12 protein-coding genes, 2 tRNA genes, 1 pseudogene and 2 CRISPR repeat arrays are annotated in these 17,029 nt (G+C 70.3%); of the genes and pseudogenes, 10 read left to right on the forward strand and 5 right to left on the reverse strand.

The window, feature by feature from the left end:
- Nucleotides 1–17: 17 nt before the first annotated feature.
- Entirely contained in the window at nucleotides 18–800 is a 783-nt protein-coding gene (locus ACFT41_RS02985) for an IucA/IucC family C-terminal-domain containing protein (protein ID WP_377585842.1), read from the reverse strand.
- 366 nt (nucleotides 801–1,166) lie between these two features.
- On the opposite strand from ACFT41_RS02985, the gene ACFT41_RS02990 reads away from it, so the two are divergent.
- A complete protein-coding gene (locus tag ACFT41_RS02990) occupies nucleotides 1,167–2,696 on the forward strand; it encodes a peptide deformylase (protein ID WP_377585810.1) in 1,530 nt (509 codons plus the stop codon).
- Nucleotides 2,697–2,899: 203 nt separating this feature from the next.
- Here ACFT41_RS02990 and ACFT41_RS02995 read toward each other — a convergent pair whose 3' ends face one another.
- A complete protein-coding gene (locus ACFT41_RS02995) occupies nucleotides 2,900–4,018 on the reverse strand; it encodes a globin domain-containing protein (protein WP_377585813.1) in 1,119 nt (372 codons plus the stop codon).
- Nucleotides 4,019–4,175: 157 nt separating this feature from the next.
- On the opposite strand from ACFT41_RS02995, the gene ACFT41_RS03000 reads away from it, so the two are divergent.
- Nucleotides 4,176–4,949: a CPBP family intramembrane glutamic endopeptidase gene (locus tag ACFT41_RS03000; RefSeq protein ID WP_377585815.1), complete on the forward strand. Its 774-nt coding sequence runs from the start codon at nucleotides 4,176–4,178 to the stop codon at nucleotides 4,947–4,949.
- Here ACFT41_RS03000 and ACFT41_RS03005 read toward each other — a convergent pair.
- The gene (locus ACFT41_RS03005; protein WP_377585818.1) at nucleotides 4,936–5,664 is read right to left on the reverse strand and encodes a hypothetical protein; all 729 of its coding nucleotides are present in this window, start codon (nucleotides 5,662–5,664) and stop codon (nucleotides 4,936–4,938) included. The two genes, ACFT41_RS03000 and ACFT41_RS03005, sit on opposite strands and share 14 nt — an antisense overlap.
- A gap of 948 nt (nucleotides 5,665–6,612) precedes the next feature.
- Between ACFT41_RS03005 and ACFT41_RS03010 the strand changes: the two genes are divergently transcribed.
- Both ACFT41_RS03010 and ACFT41_RS03015 read left to right on the forward strand, forming a co-directional pair.
- Nucleotides 6,613–6,703: transfer RNA gene (locus ACFT41_RS03010), tRNA-Ser, on the forward strand.
- Between the two features lie 35 nt (nucleotides 6,704–6,738).
- A tRNA-Arg gene (locus tag ACFT41_RS03015) sits at nucleotides 6,739–6,811 on the forward strand.
- 512 nt (nucleotides 6,812–7,323) lie between these two features.
- A CRISPR array of direct repeats spans nucleotides 7,324–8,826; the repeat unit is 24 nt; unit sequence GAGACCGGCCGGCGCGGCCGGTGA.
- A gap of 493 nt (nucleotides 8,827–9,319) precedes the next feature.
- Here ACFT41_RS03015 and ACFT41_RS03020 read toward each other — a convergent pair.
- Nucleotides 9,320–9,754: an ankyrin repeat domain-containing protein gene (locus ACFT41_RS03020; protein ID WP_377585821.1), complete on the reverse strand. Its 435-nt coding sequence runs from the start codon at nucleotides 9,752–9,754 to the stop codon at nucleotides 9,320–9,322.
- Between the two features lie 642 nt (nucleotides 9,755–10,396).
- On the opposite strand from ACFT41_RS03020, the gene ACFT41_RS03025 reads away from it, so the two are divergent.
- From ACFT41_RS03025 to ACFT41_RS03035, 3 genes are read left to right on the forward strand one after another with little or no spacing between them, the layout of a single operon-like run.
- Complete coding sequence (locus ACFT41_RS03025) at nucleotides 10,397–10,651, forward strand: hypothetical protein (protein WP_377585825.1); 255 nt, start codon at nucleotides 10,397–10,399, stop codon at nucleotides 10,649–10,651.
- A 48-nt stretch (nucleotides 10,652–10,699) separates the two neighbouring features.
- Nucleotides 10,700–10,924: an RNA polymerase sigma factor gene (locus ACFT41_RS03030; RefSeq protein ID WP_377585845.1), complete on the forward strand. Its 225-nt coding sequence runs from the start codon at nucleotides 10,700–10,702 to the stop codon at nucleotides 10,922–10,924.
- The gene (locus ACFT41_RS03035) at nucleotides 10,921–11,901 is read left to right on the forward strand and encodes a hypothetical protein (protein WP_377585827.1); all 981 of its coding nucleotides are present in this window, start codon (nucleotides 10,921–10,923) and stop codon (nucleotides 11,899–11,901) included. Before ACFT41_RS03030 ends, ACFT41_RS03035 begins: the two co-directional genes overlap by 4 nt.
- Before the next feature lie 280 nt (nucleotides 11,902–12,181).
- Here ACFT41_RS03035 and ACFT41_RS03040 read toward each other — a convergent pair whose 3' ends face one another.
- A complete protein-coding gene (locus tag ACFT41_RS03040) occupies nucleotides 12,182–12,859 on the reverse strand; it encodes a DUF1524 domain-containing protein (protein ID WP_377585830.1) in 678 nt (225 codons plus the stop codon).
- A 409-nt stretch (nucleotides 12,860–13,268) separates the two neighbouring features.
- Between ACFT41_RS03040 and ACFT41_RS03045 the strand changes: the two genes are divergently transcribed.
- The 3 genes and pseudogenes from ACFT41_RS03045 (at nucleotide 13,269) to ACFT41_RS03055 (ending at nucleotide 14,318) form a co-directional block, all read left to right on the forward strand.
- Nucleotides 13,269–13,736, forward strand: coding sequence for a winged helix-turn-helix domain-containing protein (locus ACFT41_RS03045; RefSeq protein ID WP_377585833.1), 468 nt, complete (start codon nucleotides 13,269–13,271; stop codon nucleotides 13,734–13,736).
- Nucleotides 13,715–14,068: pseudogene (locus tag ACFT41_RS03050) on the forward strand (hypothetical protein); the annotation flags it as partial. The gene ACFT41_RS03045 and the pseudogene ACFT41_RS03050, both read left to right, overlap by 22 nt.
- A gap of 85 nt (nucleotides 14,069–14,153) precedes the next feature.
- Nucleotides 14,154–14,318: a hypothetical protein gene (locus ACFT41_RS03055; RefSeq protein WP_377585836.1), complete on the forward strand. Its 165-nt coding sequence runs from the start codon at nucleotides 14,154–14,156 to the stop codon at nucleotides 14,316–14,318.
- Between the two features lie 102 nt (nucleotides 14,319–14,420).
- Nucleotides 14,421–16,562: a CRISPR direct-repeat array (repeat unit 36 nt; unit sequence GCTGCAACGGAGACCGGCCTGCGGGGCCGGTGAAAC).
- The last annotated feature ends 467 nt before the right edge of the window (nucleotides 16,563–17,029 follow it).

Genomic DNA, 17,029 nt, shown 5'->3' on the forward strand with positions numbered 1-17,029 from the left:
GCGGGCTGCCGGAGGGGTCAGGCCGAGCGGAGGCAGCAGCCCTGGCAGACCTTCGGGCGGGGCAGCGTGAACGCGAGGCAGCAGGTGCGGCGCTGGACGGTCGGCTCGCCGGCCGGGCCGGGCGCCAGCTCGACCAGGTCCGCCAGGTCGAGCGCGCCGAGCAGCGTCTCCACGTGCCGGGTCGCGGGGCCGGGCAGCGCGTCGGCCGCCCGTAGCACGCCGTGCGCGATACCGGAGGCGACGGAGCCGAGCAGCGTACGGGCGCCGATGCGGACCTCTGCCTGGATGGCGGCGACCAGCGGGGCGAGGTGGGCGTCGAGCAGCGAGGCGCGGAGCGCGGCCAGCAGCGCGGCCTCGTCGGCGACGACCCGGACCCCGGGGAGCCCGGCCACGGCCAGCGGGTCACCGGGGAGCACCGCGACGGTGGTCGACCGGCGCAGCCCGATGGTGACGAGCGGGCGGTGGTCCTCGAAGTGGATCAGCACGTCGGCGGGGTCGAGCAGCGGCACCCGGCGGGCCGCCGTCCAGCCGAGGACGGCCGGCAGGGCCGCCCAGTAGCTGTACGACTTCCAGGCCAGGGCGGCGCAGGCGTGCGGGGTGCCGCCCCAGCGCAGCGCGGCGGCGGCGAGCAACTCGGGCAGTCGACTGCCATCGACGAGGGTGGTGGCCGGGGCCCAGCCGAACCGGTCGTCGGCCACGAGCAGCCCCGGGGCGAGGCCGGGCAGGTCGTCGGTGCCGAACATGGCGCGCAGGGTGGCGGTGACCGGGGCGAGCGGCGTCGCGGTCTCCCGCGTGGGCATCACGGCTGTCACCTGATCTCCCCGACTCTGGTCGCCCGCCGGACGCTCCCGGCCAGTGAACTAAGGCTAGCCTAACCAACGGGTCGAGATGAGGATAGCCTCACCTGACTGTGGTCGGGAGGCTCTGGTCACTCCGACGGCCCCGTCGACCAGGTGGGTCGTGCGCCGCTACTACCCGGCCCGGGGCGGCGGAAACGCGGGCGGCCCGGGCCGCCCGGGCCGGCGGAAATGCGGGGCGAGTGGCAGAGCTGCGAAATCATTGACGTTCATGGGTGAAATGTCAAGGCGAGTGTCGGCAAGATGCCATTTCTGTGCGCGTTCACGTACGGAACGTGAAACTGATACTCCCCGGCGTTGAGGAAGCTGATGACGACCTCTCCCATCGAGCGGGCCGCCGAGTCCTTCGCGGCCGAACTTGCCCGGCACCGGACCGAGCGGGGGCTGTCCAAGAAGCAGTTGGCCACGCTGATGGGCTTCGACCCGTCCTACGTCAGCCACGTCGAGGGGCGCCGGCACCGACCCACCGAGGACTTCGCCCGCCGGGCGGAGGCCGTCCTGGAGGCCAGCGGCGCGATCTGGCAGCGCTTCCGGGAATACGACGAGCTGCGGCACGGCCGCTCCGCCACCCAGGCCCGGGAACACCCCGCCCCCGGCCAGTGGATGCCCCCGGGCACCGGGCTGATCGTCGAACGCGAACAGGCCGTCCTCACCTACACCGGCGACGCCTACCACTGCCTCATCCGTCGGGAGCTCTACAACGCCGGCACCGAACCGGTCACCCGCTACCTGGTCCGGGTCGCCGTCGACCGGTACCCCAACGATCCCGGCCGGTCCAACCGGCACCACCGGGAGCACCCGCTCACCTTCGCCGAGCTGCAACTGCGGGCGCACCGGGACGACGGTGGGCAGCCCGAGCCGATGCACTGGCGGGCCAAGCACGACCGGGACGCGTTCAAGGAGATCTGGCTGCTCTTCGAGAACGACGAGGGCCGGTTCCCGCTCTACCCCGGCGACCGGGTCACCATCGAGTACGCGTACCAGGTCGGCCGCGAGAAGTGGGGCCCCTGGTTCCAGCGCGCCGTACGCCTGCCCACCCGGCACCTGGCGGTGCGGCTGGACCTGCCCGTGGAGCTCGACCCGCAGGTCTGGGGGCTGGAAACCTCGCTCTCGGCGGAGGAGGGGCCGCTGCGCCGCCCCGTCGTCCGACAGGACCGCGCCGACCGGGCCGTCTTCGACTGGGCGACGGAGGACCCGCCGCTCAACGCCCGATACCGGCTGCAGTGGCGGTTCCGCAGCCGCCCGCCCGACTCCGACCCGGGCGGCCCGGCCGGCGTCGCCCGGGTGCGGGCCAGCGACCGGATGCGTGGGCTCGGCATCGTCCAGCGCGGCGCGGACCTGCTCCGCCAGCCCAGCCGCCAGTTCGACCTGCCCGCCGAAGAGGGGATCGCCCGGGAGGTCGTGGAGCGGCTCGGCTCGGCGCTGGTCCGCCTCGACGAGCTGCACCCGTTCAGCAAGGGGGTCGGCATCGCCGCCCCGCAGCTCGGGCTCGCCTGGGCCGCCGCCGTCGTGCGCCCGCCCGACCGGGCCGCCGAGCCGGTGGTGCTGCTCAACCCCCGGGTCGTCGACTCGTCCCCGGACACCGACGAGCAGTACGAGGGCTGCCTCTCCTTCTTCGACCACCGCGGGCTGGTGCCCCGGCCGCTGCGCATCGACGTGGAACACGCCCAATGGGACGGCACCCGCCTCATCACCTCGTTCGAGTTCGCCATGGCCCGCCTCGTGGCGCACGAGATCGACCACCTGGAAGGCCGCCTGTACGTCGACCGGATGACGCCCGGCGTGCCGCTGGTGCCCGTCGAGGAATACCGCGAGACCGGCACCCCCTGGCGCTACTGAGCCGAGGATGTCCTGAGCCGGGAGGTCCTGAGCCGGGAGGTCCTCAGCCGGGAGGCAGGACCGGGTCGCGTGCCCCAGGGGGCGGAGGCACGCGACCCGGTCCTTTTTCGGGGGGAGGAAAGTCTCGGGGGAAGGAATGCCTTTCGCCGCCAGCCGGCGGTCCAACTCGCCGGCTGGCGGGGGAACGGCGGCTGCCGGTCGGTCTACAGGTCGCCGAAGGTGTCGTACCGGATGTTCGGTGGCGGGACCTCGTCCTCGGCGAGGGCCCGTAGCGTCGACCGGACCATCCGGGCCGAGCCCGAGACATAGCAGTCGTGGGTGGTCCACGGGCCGTAGCGGGTGATCACGTCGGAGATGTCACCCCGCTCGCCGTCGAAGTCCGGGTCGTCGCTGCACGCCGGCGTCACCGACAGCCAGGGGTGGGCCTCCACCAGATCGCGGAGCCCGGCCAGCCCGTACAGGTCGGCGGCGTGCCGGGCACCGTAGAAGATGTGCACCCAGCGGGTCCGGTTCCAGCCGGTCAGCTCCTCCACCAGCGCCTTGACCGGGGCCAGCCCCACCCCGCCGGCGACGCAGAGCACGTCCCGCTCGGAGGCGCGGTCCAGGACCATCGACCCCATCGGCGCGGCGACCCGCAGCAGGTCACCCGGCTTCGTACGGCGCACCAGCGCCCCGGAGACCCAGCCCGCCCCCGGCGGCGTACGGATGTGGAACTCCAGCACGTTGTCGTCGTTCGGGGCGTTCGCCACCGAGTACGTCCGCCACACCCGGGGCAGGTGGCGGGGCGCCTCGACGCTGACGTACTGGCCGGCCCGCCACGGCAGCGGATGCTGGAGGGCGCGCACGGTCAACACGGCGGTGTCCTGCCCGTGCCGCTCGTGGGTCAGCACCTCCGCGTGCCAGAACGGCGGATTGTCGTCCGCCGCCGCCCCGGCCAGCATCTTCGCCGAGATCGCCCCGTACGAGTCCCGCCACGCCTGGTCGTACTCCAGGTTCCAGCCGTCGCCGGCGGTGCTGCGCAGCGCGTCCAGCAGCGCGACACCCATCGTCTCGTAGTGCGCCGCGTCGACGTGGTATTTCCGGTGGTCCCGGCCGAGGGAGCGAAGATAGTCGTCGAAGCTCTCCGGATCGTCCATCACCTGGGTCGCGGTGACGATCGCGTCCAGGATGCGGTCACCCTGGCCGGTCATCTCGACCGGGAAGAGCTGCCGCAGCGCGGGGTCGAGGAGAAAGAGCCGGGCGTAGAAGTGACCGCTCAGCCGGTCCCGGTCCTCCTCGACCAGGGTCCAGCTCTCCTTCAGCAACCGCGCGACATGGTCCACGGGGGCGCTCCTCCTGACGGCGGATCGGGCTGACGGCGATCGGGCACCCATAGAATGTCCACGGAGCGTGCCCGCTGATCGCACAGAATGTGCGATCAGCTCACACCGACTGCCCGGCCCGTGTCCGCCCGGCCGGGCGGTCGGGCACAGTGGTGCGGTGACCGTTGAGGAGCTCACCCGCCCGGTGTCCCGCCGGGTCCTCGGCACGGAGACGCTGCTGGTGCTCGGGCTGTCGCTCGGGCAGTCGGCCGTCTACGCGCTCGTGTCGATCATCGCGAAGCTGACCGCCGACGGGCCGCTGTCGAAGCAGACCGCCGCGCTGAACACCTCCCAGTCGGCCCGCCCCTGGCTCGACCTGACCTACCAACTGCTCGGCATCGTCTTCGCGCTGCTGCCGGTGCTGCTCGCCGTGCACCTGCTGGCGCGCGACCCCGGCGACCCCGCCCGTACCCTCGGGGTGGACCTGCGCCGGCCCGGCTCCGACCTGGCCCGGGGCGCGGGCCTTGCGGCGCTCATCGGCCTGCCCGGCCTCGCGCTGTTCTGGGCCGCCGCCCAGCTCGGCGTCAACGCCACCCTCGTCCCCGCCGGCCTGCCGGACGTCTGGTGGGCCGTGCCGGTGCTGATCCTCGCCGCCGTGCAGAACGCCGTGCTGGAGGAGGTGATCGTCGTCGGATACCTGGTCACCCGGCTGGGCCAGCTCCAGTGGCGGCTCGGCGCGGTGCTCGCGGCGAGCGCCGTGCTGCGCGGCTCCTACCACCTCTACCAGGGCTTCGGCGCGTTCGTCGGCAACGCCGTGATGGGCGTCGTGTTCGGCCTGTTCTACCTGCGCACCAGGCGGGTGATGCCGCTGATCGTCGCGCACACCCTGCTCGACGTGGTCGCCTTCGTCGGCTACGCGCTCCTGCCGAAAGCCTGGTTCAGCTGGCTCTGACCGGGCCCAGGGGCGAGGTCGGGGCCGGGGCCGGGGCCGAGATCCGGGCCGGGCGGTAGGCGGCGACCGCCCGGGCCGCCAGCCGCTCGGCGGCGGCCGAGTCGCCCGCCGCGGCGGTCAGCACCACCGCACCCGGCAGCAGCCGGGACGCCACCCGCAGCCCCAACCACCCGCCGGCCCGACCGGTCAGCGGCGCGGCCAACCGCCAGGCCGCCTTCGCCGCCTGCGGCCAGGGCTGCCCGGTCGGACCGGTCGCCATCCGTTCCGCTGTCACCCGTTCCGCCGCGTCCAGGGCCGCCCGGGCGCTCGGCGCGTCGGGCCACACCCGGGTCAGCGCCAGCAACTCCACCGCCCGTTCCGGATCGGCAGGGTCCCGCCCGTACGCCGCCGCCACGTGCAGCACCAGGTTGGCCTGCGTCCACAACACCGTCGTCAGCTCCACGACCGGCGCGAACAGGCCCGCCAGCGTCGCCACGGCCCCACCAGCCCCGGCCAACCGGACGAACCGCCGGGCCGCGAGCCGGGCCAACCCGTCCGGCGTCGCGCCGGGGTAGGCGGCACGGTGCCACGCGGCCCAGTCGCCCGCGCGCGGCCCGAGCGTCCGCACGGCGGCGAGAGCGAGCAGTTCCGGAGCGAAGTCCGGGTGGTCGAGCACCCGCTCGGCCGTGGCCCGCAGGCCATCATCGGAGGTACGCGCCGACGCCGTCCCCGGCACCCGGCCACCTGCCCCGGCGTCCGCCTCCGGGCCAGGGCCCGGGCGGGTCGGCGGCACGGGCAGGGGCACCGGCCCGGCCGGGGTGGTTTCCCCGGTGGTTTCCCCCTCCGGTCGGCTCTTTGCCGGCGTGGCCCGCCGCGGCTCGCTCTTACGCGGGGCTGTCCTGCTCGGCGCGGCCTCCCTGCCTGGCGTCGCCTTCCGGGCAGGGGCCTTCCGGGGAGCCCGTGCCCGAGGGAGCGGGCTGATGGCGGTGAGGTCCGGCTCAGGCGTCTCATACCTGTCAGGCTTCTTCTCGGTCTCAGCCTCGGTGCCGGCCCTGGAGTCGGCGCTCGGTTCGGGTGCCTCGGCGGTGGGACCGGTCTCGGGTTCCCCGGCGGGTACGCCCCCTGTGGCGAACTGCCCGGCCGGTTTCACCTCGGTGGGGCCGGCCGGTGCCTCCCCGGCGCCCACGTGCCTCTGATCACGTCGCTGGCCCTCGGTCGGCTCCGATGCCGCAGGGGACACCGGGGCCGGCTGGGCCGAAACCGGTCCCCGGCCCAGCGGTGACGATGCCGGCTGGCCGGGTGCGGGCGGCTGGAAGAGCACCCCAGGCGCCGCCCCCGGCCGCCGTGGCCGGAGCCGAGGAGCTCTCGGGGCCGGCTCCTCGGCCAAGGGCGGCACGGAATCGGGACCGACCGGCGGCACGAAGTTCGCCTTCGGGGAACGGCGTCGTCGCGGGCCCTCACCAGGCTCGCGGCGGGATGGGTCGCTCGGCGGCTGCTCCTCCATGTCGATGGAGCCTAGCCCTGATCCGGATGCCGCACAGCGGGGAAACGCCTGGATGGGACGCACCTGCCCGCCTCGAACCGGGCGGTCCTCCCCGGTTCGGCCAGCCGCGCTGGGATAGTCGCTTTGCCCCGGAAGGGGGCGGGCCTGTATCCTCGGGCGCGGTGGTCTACGGGCCACCTGGGAGACTTCGCCTAGTCTGGTCTATGGCGCCGCACTGCTAATGCGGTTGGGGTCTTAAAGCCCCTCCCGGGTTCGAATCCCGGAGTCTCCGCGCGAAAGCCGGTGTGTAGACTGGCCGAGCAGCAAGCGCCCGTAGCTCAACGGATAGAGCATCTGACTACGGATCAGAAGGTTAGGGGTTCGAGTCCCTTCGGGCGCACTTCACGATCAAGGCCGTGACCAGCGGAAACGCGGGTCACGGCCTTGATCGCTTTCGCAAGCTGGGACGGATCTTCCCAGGATTTGGAATCTGGTGCTCCGATGGTGCTCCGTTGTCGGTGTGCTGGTCGGCGGGGGTTCGTATCGGTCCGTGCTGACCAGTGCGTTTGCGTGTCGGCTGGTCTGGATCATGGTCGGGGCGTCGGTGCGTCCGAGTGGGGCTGCTGTCCAGTGTGGTCGGTGTCGTGGATCTTGTCTGGCGGGGTGGACGTGCTGGATGTCGCTGTACTTCGCGGTGCGTTCCCTGGGTGGTCGGTCGCCGTTGACCTGGGCGGACGCAGGGTGGCGAGCGGGGGTCGGGGTGTCACCCAGGCGATCATCGGCGGTGACGGTCGCGTGGTCCACGCATCTGATTTCCGCTCTTGCGACCTGGGTCCAATGTGCCCGGCCACAGTGCTGGGCGAGGACCAGTGGAACCGTGTAGAACAGGTACAGGCCGAGACCGGTGATCTGGCTACAACGGAGACCGGCCTGTGCGGCCGGTGAAACGCGAGCAGCTTCTCGGCGGTCGGGACCTGCCCGGCGTAGCTGCAACGGAGACCGCCCGGCGCGGACGGTGAGACATGATCATTCCGACCGTGACCCACGTCGCGGCCTCCAGGCTGCAACGGAGACCGGCCGGCGCGGCCGGTGAGACTGCGTGGCGATGGCCTGGTGGATGGCCGTGGCCCGCTGGCTGCAACAGAGACCGGCCGGCGCGGCCGGTGAGACGTGACGGTTATCGGTCCCGACTCATCCCCGGCCACGCCGCTGCAACGGAGACCGGCCGGCGCGGCCGGTGAAACGGCGGCGCGGTCGCCTACGAGATGTCCGAGCCGATCATGCTGCAACGGAGACCGGCCTGCGCGGCCGGTGAAACGACTACATCGCCGAAACCAAGGGCAACGCGGCCTACGGGCTGCAACGGAGACCGGCCTGCGCGGCCGGTGAAACCAGCGCCCGTCTCTGCGGTATCAGCGTGCGTTGGCGCTGCAACGGAGACCGGCCTGCGCGGCCGGTGAAACCCTCGTAGGTGCGGGCGTCCAGCTCGGCGTGCTCGCCCATGCTGCAACGGAGACCGGCCTGCGCGGCCGGTGAAACGCGGCCAGGTCGCGCAGCGCGTCGCAGGTCTCGACGCTGCAACGGAGACCGGCCTGCGCGGCCGGTGAAACAGGTCGCGCTCGTCTCGGCGGATCGGCCCGTACGCCCGGCTGCAACGGAGACCGGCCGGCGCGGCCGGTGAAACATCGGCCCCGACAAGGACAAGCCGCAGGGCGCACTCGGGCTGCAACGGAGACCGGCCGGCGCGGCCGGTGAAACCTGGGCGGTCGGCTCCCAGTAGGACACCGGGGTCATGCGGCTGCAACGGAGACCGGCCGGCGCGGCCGGTGAAACCGGCCCCCGCCGCCGCGCTTGCCGGATCCACCACGGAGCTGCAACGGAGACCGGCCGGCGCGGCCGGTGAGACGCCGTCTTCTCCGTGGGAGTCCCGCCGGCCGGTTGGGAGGCTGCAACGGAGACCGGCCGGCGCGGCCGGTGAAACGTGCTGGCCGGCGCGATCGCGCTGATCGTCGGGGCGATGCCAATGGAGACCGGCCGGCGCGGCCGGTGAAACCTCTCTCGTCCTGCTCTCGATTGACCTCGTCGATCTCCGCGCTGCAACGGAGACCGGCCGGCGCGGCCGGTGAAACCAGGACGCGGGTGGCGCGGGCGGCGGGGCTGGGGTGCTGCAACGGAGACCGGCCGGCGCGGCCGGTGAAACCGCGGATGTCGCCGTACCGCTCGTTGATGACCGTGGCGCTGCAACGGAGACCGGCCGGCGCGGCCGGTGAAACCCCCGGAGCTGTCGATCCCGATGGAGGTGTCGTAGGGCTGCAACGGAGACCGGCCGGCGCGGCCGGTGAAACCACCGATGCAATCGACGTGGTTGCCCACACCCGCGAGGCTGCAACGGAGACCGGCCGGCGCGGCCGGTGAAACCCCTTCTTGAACAGCAGGAATGGCCCTGCAGTGATCTGCTTTTCCCTGATCAGTGCCCCGTTGTACCCCTTTTCTGCGCTTTTGCTGGTTGGGAACCCCTCGCTGGGGCCGTGCTCGCCGAGGGTTCCGAACCTTGGTAGCGCCGGGGCTGCTTGAGTTGTCAAGTTCCGGGCCCTGATGGGCGTTGATGTCCGCCGCTGGCGGGCTGGTACGGGAGTGCCGCGCTTGCGTTCTGTTCGGTCGGGCTTGTTCTGGTGATCGAGCTTTGCTCCATGGAGCATGGAGACTGTTGAGCCAGGGTAGCTGTCGTGTGAGTTCCCTTGCTGGCTGGGATTTCGAGTTCCCTGACGGCCAACGTCACGCCGCCGGCCAAAGGCCAGCTCGGACTGGAGCCCTCCCCAACTGGGTCCACGCTTATGTCGCCGCTCCTGTGTCGGTAGCGGGTGTAGCCATGGCATCCGAAGGGCCTGGGACGAGAGCGGGTCCGTCGCTACTCGCTTGGTGTCTGCGGTGGTGTCGCGCCTGCGGCTTTGAGTAATGCCTCTGTCTCGGTGTGACCGCCTCGGGCGGCCCATTCGAGGGGCGACAGGCCGGTGCCGTGGTCTTCGCGGAGGTTCGGATCTGCGCCGTGGGTGAGGAGTTCGCGGACGATATCGGCGTGCCCCCAAGCGGCGGCTCCCGTCAGGGGTGTCCCCTCGTCGCCGCGTCCGCTCTCGACGTTCGGGTCCGCGCTGGCGTCGAAGAGGATCCGTACCGCCACCGGATTGTTGTGCAGTGCGGCCAGGTAGAGGGGCGTGGTGCCATCACGGTCTGCCGCGTTGGGGTCTGCTCCCGTGCGCAACAACGCGAGCATCGCGGGGAGATCGTCCCGCAGCAGCGACGCCATCAGACGAGCGGTGAGCTTCTTGCGCTGACGGACCTTCACCAGCGCCAGGGTAGGACGGCCGCAGCTGGAAGATCGAAGAAGCCTTCCAGGTCGCGAAGACCGGACTCGGCTGGACCAACATCAACACCGATGCTGGAGATCCTGGTATCGCTGGGCTTCCCTGGTGATCGGCTTGCCCGCACCCTGCTCGGCCGAGGTGCCGCCTTTGGATGGTGCCGAGTCAAGGTTTGTCAACGGTTCGGGCCGTCTCAACCGACGTGGCTGGCTTCCTCTATACGTTCTCTTGAGGGCGAGTCCGGTTTACCTGCACCATGAGAGGTTCGGGCATTCGCAACGCCCCGGTCGGAAGCCCTCCGAGCCGCGAGCCTTTGCCGGTGGGCACCAGTGGCTTCGGGGCTGCAGCTCAAGATCATCGCATTCTGTCACAGCAAGGTCACGATTTGTCAGGCGGTGTAGACCTTGCCACTGATTGTGAGCCTCTTCTGGGTAGCGACGATTCACGTCGTTCACGTCCCCGAGGAGGATGTCCGTGCGTGGTACACCGCGGTGCGGCGGCATGCACAGTTCGAAGCAGTGTGCCCGTCTCGTTGCCCGCCACGACTGGCGCAGGTCATGCCAGGGGCTTCAGCGTCCGGATCAGATCCGTCTGGTTGCCGGTGGCGCGGGCGCGGGATGCGGACGGTGACCAGCGATGAGGCGAACGAGCAGTTCATCTCCTTCTACACAGCGTGGCGAGGGAAGCTGTTCAAGGCGGTGGCGGCCTGGACCGGCGACAGGCATGCCGCAGAAGACGTCGTGCAGGAAGTCATGATCTTGGTGCGCCACTACTGGGGCCGCTACACCCGACCGGAGATCCTCATGTACCGGCTGGCCCGCCAACAACTTGCCCGCCGAGTCGCTATACCGGTACAGATGGATTCGCTGGAACAGCGCTAGGAGGCAGACGACCTGCCCGCTGGCCCCGCTCGCGACCTGGACCAGCAACTGGATCTCCTCGCCGCGCTACGTCGGCTGCCCACGCGACAACGGGAGGTCGTGGTGCTGACCGAACTATGTGATCTCGACCAGTCCGCCGCTGCGGAGATCCTCGGCATCAGCGTGTCGGCACTCAAGACCCACAAGGCCCGCGGGCTGCGCACCCTGCAGGAGCGGCTGGCCGGGCGACTAACCGGCGCCAGGGCCGACACCGAAGGAGGGAAAAGCGCGTGAGCATCGCAGACGACCTGAAACATGCGGTAGACACCTGCCTCGGCCCCCGATCGACCCGCAACACCTCCGTAGAGGCCCGTCGGGTCCTGCACCTGCACGCGCAGCGCGCGGCCGACCCGCTTCAGCGCCGACAGATGGACGACACCATCGCCGACGCCGAACTCGGCACTGCCGCCTACCTACTCGGCGTGCACTACCAGATTCACGGACGGCGGGACCAGGCCGAGCACTGGCTACACATCGCCGCCGCCCGCGACGTCGCCGACGCCGCGGTACGCCTGGCGATGCTGCTCGAGTACCGCTCCGTCGTCACTGCCAATACCAGCATCGACACCCCGTCGGCACCCGACGAGAACCTGACGCGGGCTCGACGCTGGTACCAGGCCGGCGCGAAGGCCGGCTATCGCACCCACGACGCCGGTGACCCGGCGCCTCTTACCCCGCTGGCATTCGACTGCTGCCCAGCCGTGGCGCAGGCCGCCGGCATCGAGGAAGCCGACGAGATCATCAGCGGCGCCCGCCGTCAGGCAGCCTTCCTGCTGCGCCAGGCCCGCGCCGATGTCAGGGTGATCATCGACGCCGCCCGCCACGAGGTCAACGACCTCGCGCGACAACGCGCAGAGGTTGAGAAGCAGATGCGGCTCCTGCAGCAGGTCGTCACGGACATCGCCGCCGCCGAGACCCAACCCCGACGACGCTGGCGACGATTCCTGGCCAGAGGCAACAACCTTGCCCCCCGCACCGTCGAACCCGACGCGTGGCAACAGATGCGTGATCACCTACGCGCACACGACAGCACCCCGCAACGACGCGCGGTACGCCGGTCGGTGATCACCCGGATCATGACCCTCCTGAAACTCGGAGACGCCGCAGAGCTGGACATCCTCGACCTTGACGTCGAGACCAAGGAAGCAGTCCTAACGCCACGCCACAACTGGGCGCGACAAGACGCGCCGATACGAGCCCGCGCGGGGTGACGGCGCACCAGCCGGCAGGGCAGCCTTGCGCAAGGCTAGGTGATCCACTCGACGATCACCGGGCCGAGCGTGTGGGACCACCGCGTCAGCAACGTTGCCGCTCCGTCCCGCCATGCCTTCTCCGCCTCGATGAACGTGCACACACCCCCTCCGGGCCTGGTCCGAATTCCCTTTGCGGACCCGAACGGTCTGCAGGCGTGACTGGGCGTGAGCTGCGGGCATTCTCTTGGCGTCGGCAGCCCCGCTCGGGGGGTTGCCGACGCCAAGATGTTGGGCTGGTTCAGGACGAGCAGGTATTGAGCATGCTTTGCAGGGCGGACTTCTCCGACGATTGCAGCCGCAGGCCCCAGGCGTACTTCACGCTGATCCACATCTTGCTGTAGGTGCAGCGGTACGACGACAGCGATGGTTGCCATGTCGACGGGTCCTGATCGCCTTTGGACTGGTTGACGTTGTCGGTCACCGCGATCAGTTGCGGGTGGGACAGGTCGTTGGCGAAGCTCTGCCGGCGGCTGGTCGTCCAGGAGTTCGCGCCGGAGCGCCACGCCTCGGCAAGGGGGACCACGTGGTCGATGTCGACGTCCGATGCGGCGGTCCAGGTCGCTCCGTCGTAAGGGCTGTACCAGCGGCCTGATGTGGCCTGGCAGGAAGAGTTGACGACGACCGAGGTGCCGTCGCGCTTGAGGACCTGCTCGCGGGTGTCGCAGCTGCCGCTGATGGTGATCCAGTGGGGGAACAGGTCGCGGGAGTAGCCGCTGGTGGAACCCTCGTTGGCGACGGTGAGGGCGTTGAGCTGCGACTGCGCGGTCGCCTTCGAGGGGATCCCCGGTGGCGTCGCCTCCGCGGTTTCCGCGCTGGTGGTCGAGAGAAGCGCACCGACGAGCGTGGCGAGTATCAGCGTTACGGCGCGCACACGGGTTCGTGCGGGCCCAGGCGTCTTCGTGGTCGGTCGTGTCATCTCATGCCTCCAGATCAACGACAACAAGCCACTCACCATTATCGATGCAGATGGCGGTGGGATGGCATTGCTGTGAAGAGTCGGAGAGGCTGGACGCGCCGCGTGAGTCCGACGGCCATACCGAGGCGTCGCCCAGCATCCGCCCGGCGCGGTGACAACCCGGGCGCGGTGAGCTGGATCAGCGGCACCGGCGATGGACGAAGCCTTCCGCGCGACGCTCACCTGCGCAGCCACGCGGTGGAAGACTCTCCACACCTATCGCCGAGATGCTATGTGTTGTCGCTGGTGCAGGCTGCGCTGAGGGTGATACGACTACAGATCTTGAATGGCCAGGTTCGTCCGATGTGGTCTGTATGACGGCTTGGGGCTGGGTTAGATCGTTGGGATGAGGTATCCCGATGGAGGTGGGTTGTCCGCGCGGGGGCGGGCGAAGCGTGAGGCGGTACGACGGCAGGCGGCGGGGTGGTTCGCCCAGGACGTGTCGGTGCCGGAGGTCGCGCGTCGGCTGCGGGTGTCGCAGACCGCGGTGTACGGCTGGCGTCAACGGTGGCGGGCCGGTGGTGAGCAGGCCCTCGCGTCGAAGGGGCCGGGTGGGTCTCGGTGTCGGCTGGATGAGGGCCGGTTGCGGCGGCTGGCCGACGCCCTGGAGCAGGGCCCGGCGGCGCACGGCTTCGGCGTCGATCAGCGGTGGACCCTGGCCCGGGTGTCGGACCTGATCGCTCGGATGTTCCGCACCCGGTACACGCTGCGCGGGACGGCGAACATCATGTACCGGCTGGGCTGGTCGGTGCAGGTCCCCGCGCATCGTGCGGTCGAACGTGACGAAGCGGCGATCGTCACGTGGCGGCGGGAGACGTGGCCGGCGGGAAAACGGTAGCGGCGCAGCGGCAGGCGTGGCTGGTCTTCGAGGATGAGGCTGGCCAGACGTTGCGCCCACCGAAGGCACGTACCTGGGGACGACGCGGGCACACCCCCGTGGTCCCGGTGTCGGGCAAGGGCTCCGGCCGCGTCTCGATCGCCGGGTTGACCTGTTACCGGCCCGGCCAGCGGTCGCGGTTCATCTACCGGACGATCGTGCACCGGGGCCGCAAGAACGAGCGCCGCAGCTTCAGCGAACGCGACTACATCGCCCTGCTCGATGCCGCCCACCAACAACTCGACGGCCCGATCGTGTGCGTCTGGGACAACCTGAACACCCACGCCTCCGCCGCCATGCGGCAAATGATCGACGCCCGGAACTGGCTGACGGTGATCCGGCTACCGGCCCGCGCCGGACCTCAACCCCACCGAGGCCGTGTGGTCCCACCTCAAACGCCGCATCGGCAACCTCGCCGTCACCGGCGTCGACCACCTCCAGGCGATCATCAAGAACCGACTCAAGAGCATCCAGTACCGCACCGACCTACTCGACGGCTTCCTCGCTCACACCGGACTGACACTCGAACCCGACACAACCTGACCATTCAAGATCTGTAGCAGTCTGTAGGTGTCGTTGATGATGCCGCGCCTGCCGGCGAGACCAAGTACTCCTGGCACACTCGTCCGTCCCTCGGTAGGCGGTGCTGCAACGGAACCGGCCTGCGGGGCCGATGAAACCGGCGGGCGGCTCAAGTTCACCCACGACGTGTACCTGCTGCAACGGAGACCGGCCTGCGGGGCCGGTGAAACGCGACCCCGACCCGGGCGCAGGCGGCCGACGCTGCGGTGCTGCAACGGAGACCGGCCTGCGGGGCCGGTGAAACCCGACGGCACGCAGCGGATCGCCGCGTGCGTGGCCACGCTGCAACGGAGACCGGCCTGCGGGGCCGGTGAAACTCCGGGCCAACCCCAGCGACTCCCGGATGGCCAGGTTGCTGCAACGGAGACCGGCCTGCGGGGCCGGTGAAACTCGGCCCGAACGTGGCCTGCGTCGTCGCGGAGCCGCTGCAACGGAGACCGGCCTGCGGGGCCGGTGAAACGAGATGCGGCTCGTACTCACCGAGCCCGTCGGCGTTGTCGCTGCAACGGAGACCGGCCTGCGGGGCCGGTGAAACGTGGTCGCGGACGCGTTGGAGGTGTCCTGCGCGAACCGGCTGCAACGGAGACCGGCCTGCGGGGCCGGTGAAACACCCTTACACACCCTTTTCATCCCGCATTGAGGAGCTGCAACGGAGACCGGCCTGCGGGGCCGGTGAAACTCGTCGCGGAAGTGGACGCCCTCGGTGTGTTCGATGGTGCTGCAACGGAGACCGGCCTGCGGGGCCGGTGAAACGCAGGTAGCGGGAGGCTTTCGCGCGGCTCGACAGGACGCTGCAACGGAGACCGGCCTGCGGGGCCGGTGAAACTCACCCCGAGGGGCCAGATCCTCCTGCCCTCTCGGGGTGCTGCAACGGAGACCGGCCTGCGGGGCCGGTGAAACCTGACGTCTTCCAGCGGCCAGTAGTCCACCGGCAGGCTGCAACGGAGACCGGCCTGCGGGGCCGGTGAAACACGTGTACAAGACCAGCGCGCTCACCGTCGACAAGACGCTGCAACGGAGACCGGCCTGCGGGGCCGGTGAAACGTGGGCGGCGATGAGCAGGCGGGTGCTGGACCCGTAGTTGCTGCAACGGAGACCGGCCTGCGGGGCCGGTGAAACACGTCCTCGGCACGGGCAAAGGGCCGGAGCAGGGCGGGCTGCAACGGAGACCGGCCTGCGGGGCCGGTGAAACCGGCCTCCTTGAACCACGACGACACCGCGCCGCTGACGCTGCAACGGAGACCGGCCTGCGGGGCCGGTGAAACGCGCCCCGATCAAGGGTGCCGAGCTGGCCCGGATGTACGGGCTGCAACGGAGACCGGCCTGCGGGGCCGGTGAAACAGGTCACCACCTCGTGCACGGATCCTCCCCTCACCCGCTGCAACGGAGACCGGCCTGCGGGGCCGGTGAAACCTGACCGAGTACAGGTCAGCCAGCTCCCGCAGCGACGGCTGCAACGGAGACCGGCCTGCGGGGCCGGTGAAACCCGAAGCCATCTACAGCGCCGAGCACTGGCCCAGCGCTGCAACGGAGACCGGCCTGCGGGGCCGGTGAAACTCCAACGTCTGCGGGTCAAACGCGGCGGGCACCGGAGCTGCAACGGAGACCGGCCTGCGGGGCCGGTGAAACGACCCGGGAGCCGTAGCGAGTCTCATCATCAGGGGGCTGCAACGGAGACCGGCCTGCGGGGCCGGTGAAACTGGCCGACCTGATGATGGTCGCCCCCCGCGATGTCGCTGCAACGGAGACCGGCCTGCGGGGCCGGTGAAACAGGGCCAGGGAGGTGGTCAACCCGACGGCGACGGCGCTGCAACGGAGACCGGCCTGCGGGGCCGGTGAAACAGGCCGCCAACTTCCGGCGCTGCCGCGCGCACGCCCAGCTGCAACGGAGACCGGCCTGCGGGGCCGGTGAAACGCGGGTATCAGGGGCCGCGCTCGACCCGACCCGCCGCGCTGCAACGGAGACCGGCCTGCGGGGCCGGTGAAACACTCGGTGACAGGGCCGCGCAAGGCGGCAGGCATCATGCTGCAACGGAGACCGGCCTGCGGGGCCGGTGAAACTGGACGACGAGCTGCATCATCGGGTCGCCGTTGGCGCTGCAACGGAGACCGGCCTGCGGGGCCGGTGAAACACGGCCAGTGGGTGTCCGAGCCGGCGAGCGCCTTCCAGCTGCAACGGAGACCGGCCTGCGGGGCCGGTGAAACCCTTCTCGAACAGCATAAATAGACGCCTTGCGATGGCTTTCGACCTGGCTGAGAACTCGTTCTGCCCCTTTCAAGGTATTTGCTGGTTGGGAACCCCTCGCTGGGGCGGTGATCGCCGAGGGTTCCGAACCTTGTCGCCTAGGACTGCTTGAGTTGTCAAGTTCCGGGCCGGGTGGGCGTGGATGTTCGCCGCTGGTGGGCTGGTGCTGGAGTGCCGCGCTGCGCTCTGTTCGGTCGGGGTTGTTCTGGTGGTCGAGCTTTGCTGCATGGAGCGTGGACACTGTTGAATCAGGGTAGCTGTCGTGTGAGTTCCGTTGCTGGCTGGGATTTCGAGTTGAGGTTCATGGCGCTTCGGGTTCGGCTTTAGTGTTGTCGTGCGAGTTGGTGGGGCCGCCTGCTCCTTGATCTTCAGCCGGGGTCTGGTTGCCGACAGTGTCATACCCGGGGTGTAGGACCTGATTCGACGA

It is taken from the genome of Micromonospora sp. NPDC057141, assembly GCF_042670805.1.
In the GTDB taxonomy this organism is placed as follows: domain Bacteria; phylum Actinomycetota; class Actinomycetes; order Mycobacteriales; family Micromonosporaceae; genus Micromonospora.